We start from the raw sequence: 5,822 nt of genomic DNA, 5'->3' as shown, positions 1-5,822 counted from the left end.
TCCTCGCTTCGCTTCGGACACCCTGATGTCACTACGGGCGATACCGTCTTTCCTCGCTTGGTTACCTGATGCTGCGGCAGGGGATATATGCGCCTCTGCGCGTATTGGTATTCGGGGTGCGCTGCGGTCCTGCCGGGGTTGCGGTAGATACGCGGGGGTTTCGTGTGCGCCCCGTGCCTAGTGAACTGTGGCGGGGGAGGCTGTCGCCTTTAAGCCTGCTACCTGGTGGTTGGTGTTTTGCGTGTGGGGCGGGGGAGGGCTGTCGCCCTTTTAGCCTGCTGCTTGATGGTTAGCCTGGTGCGCGCCGAGGCGTCGGTGCCGTCCGTAGCGACATCAGGGTGCCCGAAGCGAAGCGAGGGCGGGTGCCCCTGTAGGAGCGAGGACGTGTACCGCCCCTCAAGCAGGCAATATAGCTGGGTGTAGGTACAGGAAAGCCCGCCGCAACCCTAAGAGTTGCAGCGGGCATTCACCTCAAAAAGTCACATGGCTACAGGACCGGCCAAATCCGCGTCACAAACTCACGGAAATCCTCAACATCCTTACCCTGCTCCAGCAGACCAGTGCCAAAACGAGTCGCAACCTCAGCATTATCCTCAAACGACAAATAAAACGAGCTGCCATTCACCGACTCAATCGTCACCGCATCATCACCCACACGGTAAGCATGCAGCGCATTCGTATTATCAATCGTCGTAGCCGTACCCGCAGGCGTCAAAGCAGGCAAATTCACCGGAGCAATAATCACCTCATCCGGCGCATCCTGATAACCCACAATAAAATGCTGCTGATCAGGATACTGATGCAACGCCAAATCAGGATTACGGTAAACCGCACGGCCCGTCGCATACACCAAATTGTATGCACCGTAATTAATAATCTGCTCGTCAAAAACCGGGTGCAGAACCCGAATAAGTTCCTCACCCGTCAAAAACTCGCTACTCTCAACAGAGTTACGGGGGTCAATAACCTCTGCGTACTTACTTGCTTCGGTCAGCTCATCAGCGACCGTGATAATCGGTTCGGTCATAGCTTCAGTCTACCGGGGCAACCAACGAAGGTCACGAGTATTCGCACATATTACGCGCCATGACGTCCAAAAATGCGAGTTTTTCTCACCTGTTCAAATGAACACGTGGGAATGTGTAAACAAGTGCAATGTGTCCACATCATGAAAGAAAGTATCCGACCTGCGCCTTTATGAACAAAAACGGGTGTGTTGCCCGATAGAGATTTGACTCACCCCCTCTTGGGGCGCACCATAGAAGGGTGAAGACAGCAATGTTCCAGCGAATTCTAAACCTTGTCGACGTCGCCTAGGGCGAGTGGCAGGGTCTATTCACTGCGACTGAGCGCCCCTACCGCTACCACCAACAGCGAGGGGCATTTTTTATAGCTTGGTACCCCCGGGCATAGGATGCGTGAGGATCACACAAACCCCACGCAGAACATTGAGTACAACGAAGAACCATTAAGACACGAGGCATTTCCATGACTATGGGATTTTCCACTTCTGATGACGCGGCAAACGCTCCCGCAGAACGCATGACCGGTTCTCAGGCAATCGTCCGCACCCTCGAAGACCTGGGTGTGACTGACGTATTCGGCCTGCCTGGTGGAGCCATTCTGCCGACCTATGACCCCCTGTACGATTCCAAGAAGGTCCGCCACATCCTGGTCCGCCACGAGCAGGGTGCAGGCCACGCCGCTCAGGGCTACGCAGTGTCCAGCGGCAAGACCGGCGTGTGCATTGCAACCTCCGGCCCCGGCGCAACCAACCTGCTGACCGCAATCGCAGACGCAAACATGGACTCCATCCCCCTGGTTGCAATCACCGGCCAGGTGTCCACCAAGCTGCTGGGCTCTGACGCATTCCAGGAAGCTGACATCGTCGGCATGGCAATGCCCATCTCCAAGCACTCCTTCATGATCACCGACCCGCAGGACATCCCCCGCGCGCTCGCAGCAGCATTCCACATCGCATCCACCGGCCGCCCCGGCCCCGTGCTCGTGGACGTCACCAAGGACGCACAGGTCGGCATGATGGAATACCGCGGCATTCCTGAGGACCTGGAGCTGCGCGGCTACACCCCCGTCACCCGCGGCCACTCCAAGCAGATCCACGAAGCAGCTAAGTTCATCACCGAATCCAAGCGCCCCGTCTTCTACGTCGGTGGTGGCCTGGTCCGCGCAGGTGCTTCCGAAGAGTTCCACAAGCTGGCTAAGCTCATCGGCGCACCCGTCGTCACCACCCTGAACGCTATCGGTGCATTCCCCGACTCTGACCCCCAGAACCTCGGCATGCCCGGCATGCACGGCACCGTCCCCGCCGTCGCCGCAATGCAGAAGTCTGACTTGCTGATTACCCTCGGTGCACGCTTCGACGACCGCGTCACCGGTAAGCTCGACTCCTTCGCACCCGAGGCTAAGGTCATCCACATCGACGTTGACCCGGCAGAAATCTCGAAGATCCGCTTCGCAGACGTGCCGATCGTCGGCGACCTCAAGTACGTGCTGCCCGAACTGATCGAGCTGCTCTCCACCGAGTTCGCAGACCAGCTGCCGAACCTGACCGAGTGGTGGAACGAGCTGAACGTCATCCGCAAGGATTACCCGCTCGGCTACGAGAAGCCCAACGATGGCCTCGGCTCGCCCGAGTACGTCCTGGAGCGTATTAGCGCTCTCACCGGTCCCGACGCATACTACGTCACCGGCGTTGGCCAGCACCAGATGTGGGGCGCACACTACATCCAGCAGGAAAGCCCCCGCCACTTCATCAGCTCCGCAGGCCTCGGCACCATGGGCTACGGCGTTCCCGCCGGCATGGGTGCAAAGGTCGCACACCCCGAATCCACCGTGTGGATTATCGACGGTGACGGTTGCTTCCAGATGACCAACCAGGAACTGGTCACCTGCGCACAGAACAACATCCCCGTCAAGGTTGCTATCATCAACAACTCTTCCCTCGGCATGGTGCGCCAGTGGCAGACTCTGTTCTACAACGAGCGCTACTCCAACACCGACCTGAAGGACGGCCACGGCACCGTACGCATCCCCGACTTCGTCAAGCTCGGCGACGCATACGGTTGCGCCACCTTCCGTTGCGAACGCGACGAAGACGTGGATGCCACCATTAAGGCTGCCCTGGAAATCAACGACCGCCCCGTGGTCATTGACTTTACCGTCAGCCCCCACGCACTGGTCTGGCCCATGGTCCCGGCAGGCGTTTCTAATGACAAGATTTGGATTGCGAAGAACACTTCGCCCGAGTTCGATCGTGAGGGAGAGAACTAATGTCTCAGCACACTCTGTCCGTTCTGGTAGAAGATAAGCCGGGCGTTCTCACCCGAGTTTCCGGTCTGTTCTCCCGCCGCCTGTTCAACATCCTCTCCCTGGCTGTGGGCCCCACCGAAAACCCCGGTGTTTCCCGCATCACCGTCGTGACCGAGGGTGACGCTCACACCATCGAGCAGATCACCAAGCAGCTGAACAAGCTTGTTCACGTGCTGAAGGTCGTCGAGCTTCCCGCCGACTCCTCCACCCAGCGTGGTCACATCCTGATTAAGGTCAAGGCCGATGCAGTTGCTCGCCTGCAGATCGTTCAGGCAGCTGACCTGTTCCGTGCATCCGTGATTGACGTTTCCCCTGAGTCTGTTGTCATTGAGGCAACCGGTTCTGAGGAGAAGCTCAACGCACTGCTGGATGTTCTGGAGCCTTACGGTGTTCGCGAAATCGTTCGCGCAGGCACCATCGGCCTGGCACGTGGCCCCCGCGCTATGAGCGAGCGCATCTAGCACAAAATACCTGACGCTACATTCCCGTAGCAGTTCTCCCGCCCGCACAACCGAAACACACGTATTCGCAGTGCGGGCGGGGAAGCATCAGGTACTCTCTATTTCTTTCTCTACTAGGTGATTTCTCTACCTGGGGACCCTAATGCCAAAGAAATAGATGCAGTACCCCATAAACTCTGCAGGTTGTAAAATCTTGAGCCACAATCTGAGAAGTGCTCTCGTAAACCTGCACCCCAAAAGCTATCAAGTAGAATAGTCAATGTTGAGCCCAGCCTGGGCCGCATACCAAACTTACTGAGGAGAAGAAATGGCAGCAACCATTTTCTACAACGACGACGCAGACCTCTCCCTGATCCAGGGTCGCACCGTAGCAGTTATCGGCTACGGCTCCCAGGGCCACGCACACGCACTGAACCTGCGTGACTCCGGCGTGAAGGTCATCGTCGGTCTGTCCGAGGGCTCCAAGTCCCGTGCCAAGGCTGAGGCAGAAGGCCTGCGCGTCGCAACCGTTGCAGAAGCAGCAGCAGAAGCAGACGTCATCATGATCCTGACCCCGGACCAGGTCCAGGCAAAGGTCTACGCAGAGAGCATCGAACCCCACCTGAAGCCCGGCAACGCACTGTTCTTCGCACACGGCTTCAACATCCGCTTCGGCTACATCACCGCACCCGAGGGTGTCGACGTGGCAATGGTCGCCCCCAAGGGCCCCGGCCACACCGTCCGCCGCGAATTCGAAGCAGGTCGCGGCGTTCCCGCCCTGGTTGCAGTCGAGAAGGACGCATCCGGCGAAGCACTCGCACTGGCACTGTCCTACGCAAAGGCACTGGGTGCAACCCGCGCAGGCGTCATTAAGACCACCTTCACCGAAGAGACCGAATCCGACCTGTTCGGTGAGCAGGCAGTCCTCTGCGGCTCCACCTCCCAGCTCGTCCAGTACGGCTTCGAGGTTCTGACCGAAGCTGGCTACCAGCCCGAGATTGCTTACTTCGAGGTCCTGCACGAGCTCAAGCTCATCGTTGACCTGATGATCGAGGGCGGCATCGCTAAGCAGCGTTGGTCCATCTCCGACACCGCAGAGTACGGCGACTACGTCTCCGGCCCCCGCGTGATCTCCCCCGAGGTCAAGGAAAACATGAAGGCTGTCCTGGCAGACATCCAGAACGGCAACTTCGCAAAGCGCTTCATGGAAGACCAGGCCGCAGGCGCACCCGAGTTCAAGGAACTGCGCGCAAAGGGCGAGGCACACCCCATCGAGGCAACCGGCCGCAAGCTGCGCGAGCTGTTCTCCTGGAACACCGCTGACGACGACTACACCGAGGGTTCGGTGGCTCGCTAAGCGGTAGCTCAGCAATAGCTTTCTAAGAATCCGGCGTTCCACCTCTCACCCCACACGGGGGAGGGGGTGGGCGCCGGATTCTTGCTGTTTCAAGCTGAACAGCAGCACTCAACAGGTATGTGATGCAGTTCATGCTCACTTGAGTTGCGGGTGTCTATAAAATGCCGTATAGTATTTACTTGTTGCAGGGGAAAACCTGAAAAACAAATAAGCGCCTCTAGCTCAATTGGCAGAGCAATTGACTCTTAATCAATGGGTTCTGGGTTCGAGTCCCAGGGGGCGCACTTCAAAGAAAATCCCGCTGATTCTTCGGAATCGGCGGGATTTTTGCGTTCCCCGAATAATGCGGGTTTGTAGTGCGAGGTGCATATTATCCTCTTTGCTCCTGATGCGAGTGCTTGGAAGACGGTATTCGCCCTCGTTCCTACAGGGGTGGGGTGGGTGGGTACCTCGCGTCTCCCAAGACTACGGTGTGCGCTACATGTTTCCTCCGCGCCTACGCAGGGGCACCCGTCACCCGGACGCTCCGTTCCTCCTTGCTTCGCTGCGGAGAGCGTCCGTGTGACACCCTGAGGGCGCTTCCGGAAAACGTAGCTGCACCCAGGGGCTCCCGGTGGGCACACCTATACGCAACCTCTGGTGGGTGCGTGGAGGTTTCGGTGGCCTCCGTAGCGACATCAGGGTGCCCGAAGCGA

The 5,822-nt window shown here is 58.3% G+C and carries 4 protein-coding genes and 1 tRNA gene; 4 read left to right on the top strand and 1 reads right to left on the bottom strand.

What is annotated here, in order from left to right; genetic code table 11:
- Window positions 1-487: 487 nt before the first annotated feature.
- Complete coding sequence (locus HMPREF3055_RS07895) at window positions 488-1,027, bottom strand: hypothetical protein (protein ID WP_049356598.1); 540 nt, start codon at window positions 1,025-1,027, stop codon at window positions 488-490.
- A 461-nt stretch (window positions 1,028-1,488) separates the two neighbouring features.
- Here HMPREF3055_RS07895 and HMPREF3055_RS07890 point away from each other — a divergent pair, with 461 nt between their 5' ends.
- The 4 genes from HMPREF3055_RS07890 to HMPREF3055_RS07875 all read left to right on the top strand — a co-directional run bounded on the left by HMPREF3055_RS07890 (window position 1,489) and on the right by HMPREF3055_RS07875 (window position 5,411).
- A complete protein-coding gene (locus tag HMPREF3055_RS07890) occupies window positions 1,489-3,291 on the top strand; it encodes an acetolactate synthase large subunit (RefSeq protein ID WP_070738797.1) in 1,803 nt (600 codons plus the stop codon).
- Window positions 3,291-3,791 (top strand): acetolactate synthase small subunit, encoded by a 501-nt coding sequence (gene ilvN / locus HMPREF3055_RS07885; protein ID WP_005505523.1) that lies wholly within the window; start codon window positions 3,291-3,293, stop codon window positions 3,789-3,791. Before HMPREF3055_RS07890 ends, ilvN begins: the two co-directional genes overlap by 1 nt.
- A 307-nt stretch (window positions 3,792-4,098) precedes the next feature.
- Window positions 4,099-5,127: a ketol-acid reductoisomerase gene (gene ilvC, locus HMPREF3055_RS07880; RefSeq protein WP_070738796.1), complete on the top strand. Its 1,029-nt coding sequence runs from the start codon at window positions 4,099-4,101 to the stop codon at window positions 5,125-5,127.
- 211 nt (window positions 5,128-5,338) lie between these two features.
- A tRNA-Lys gene (locus tag HMPREF3055_RS07875) sits at window positions 5,339-5,411 on the top strand.
- Window positions 5,412-5,822: the final 411 nt, after the last annotated feature.

This window comes from Rothia sp. HMSC061C12, assembly GCF_001815755.1.
Lineage (GTDB): Bacteria > Actinomycetota > Actinomycetes > Actinomycetales > Micrococcaceae > Rothia > Rothia mucilaginosa.
This window is presented reverse-complemented; position numbering and strand designations above follow the sequence as displayed.